This window comes from Novosphingobium sp. UBA1939 (assembly GCF_002336885.1).
Lineage (GTDB): Bacteria > Pseudomonadota > Alphaproteobacteria > Sphingomonadales > Sphingomonadaceae > Novosphingobium.
Genome location: NZ_DDFB01000141.1, coordinates 11,628 through 12,334, shown reverse-complemented (window position 1 = coordinate 12,334; position 707 = coordinate 11,628). Strand labels below are relative to the sequence as shown.

Annotated in this window: 1 protein-coding gene; it reads right to left on the bottom strand. The window is 67.0% G+C overall.

From position 1 onward, the window contains the following. On the bottom strand, window positions 1-707 hold a 707-nt coding region (locus B3547_RS19280; protein WP_292966027.1), incomplete at both ends, for an AMP-binding protein.

Genomic DNA, 707 nt, shown 5'->3' with positions numbered 1-707 from the left:
ACGAGCGCCTTCATCCGGCCGCCGAAGCGCTGCTGGATCTTGGGGCGGAACAGCTTGTTGAGGATGAGGTCGACCGGGCGGTCGAGCACGCCGAGGCGGCGCTCATAATCCTTTTCGCCCACACGCAGCGCCTGGCTGAGCATCCAGTTCGCAAGCTTGCCCTGTTTTTCGACCGACTTGATCATCCGGGCGCGGATCACTTCGAACAGCCGCGGGACGACGACCATGATCGTCGGCTTCGTTTCCTCGATGTTCGAGACGAGCTTTTCGAGACCCTCGCTGTAATAGATTTGCGCGCCGACCATGATCGGCAGGAACTGCCCGCCCGAATGCTCATAGGCATGGCTCAGGGGCAGGAAGGAGAGGAACACCTCTTCGTCGCCGATGCCGAAATCATTGACCAGCACCTCGGCGGCGCCCGCCGCATTGTGCAGGATCGCGCCATGATGCTGCATCACCCCGCGCGGCGCGCCGCCGGTGCCGCTGGTATAGATGATGCAGGCAGTGTCCGCGCGCCCGATGCCGGCGATGCGCGCCTCCACCGCCGCGCGGGCCGCCGCCGCGTCCCCCGCCAGCAGCGCGTCCCAGTCGTGGAACGTCAGCGTGCCCGATTGAGCCTGCCGCAGCGGCTCGATGCCGATGACGTGTTCGGCGCAGGGCGCGCGCAGCGCCGCCGCCAGCAGCGGCCGCGCCAGCTTGGCGTTGGA